This window comes from Pseudonocardia nigra (assembly GCF_019396355.1).
Lineage (GTDB): Bacteria > Actinomycetota > Actinomycetes > Mycobacteriales > Pseudonocardiaceae > Pseudonocardia > Pseudonocardia nigra.
In genome coordinates, this window is record NZ_JAHKRK010000595.1 from 1 (window position 1) to 535 (window position 535).

At 72.7% G+C, this 535-nt stretch carries 1 protein-coding gene; it reads right to left on the bottom strand.

Annotated features, from left to right (window positions below; translation table 11 throughout):
• The coding region (locus KME75_RS42360; protein ID WP_372452777.1) for a transposase at positions 1–509 on the bottom strand (509 nt) is incomplete at its 3' end.
• Positions 510–535: the final 26 nt, after the last annotated feature.

Genomic DNA, 535 nt, shown 5'->3' on the forward strand with positions numbered 1-535 from the left:
CCGCTGGGCCCGCCGTGATCGACGAATCCCAGCAACGGATGGAACCCGAAACCCTTCTTCCAGGTGCGGGTCGCGTCTTCCTTGTCGGAGTGTGCGGTGACCAGCGTCACGTCCAGATCGATCACCACCCGACCCTGCTGGAGCGGCGCCCCGGCGATGCTCCACACCCGTTCCCGCGCCGCAGCCCGAGCAGCAGCGAGCGCCGCGAGCACGTCGCCGGCGTCAGCGGCCAGCCGCGTGATCAGCCGCGACACCGTCGGACCCGACGCCACCGGACCGAACACCCCCGGCTGCGCGCGCAGCACCGCGACATCGGCGGCGGCGTGCCCACCCAGCGCGACCGCGACCGCGAGGTCGGCCACGACCTTGCCCAGATCGTGCGTCGCGCACGGCAGCCGCCACCGCCCCAGCAGCCGCGACAGCTGCCCGGACAGCCCGCTGCGCCGCGCGGTCTCGGTCAACAACACCCCACCGGCGTGCGACACCAGCGACTCGCCGCCGGCGATCACCGACAACCAGGGACGCAAGTCCTTAT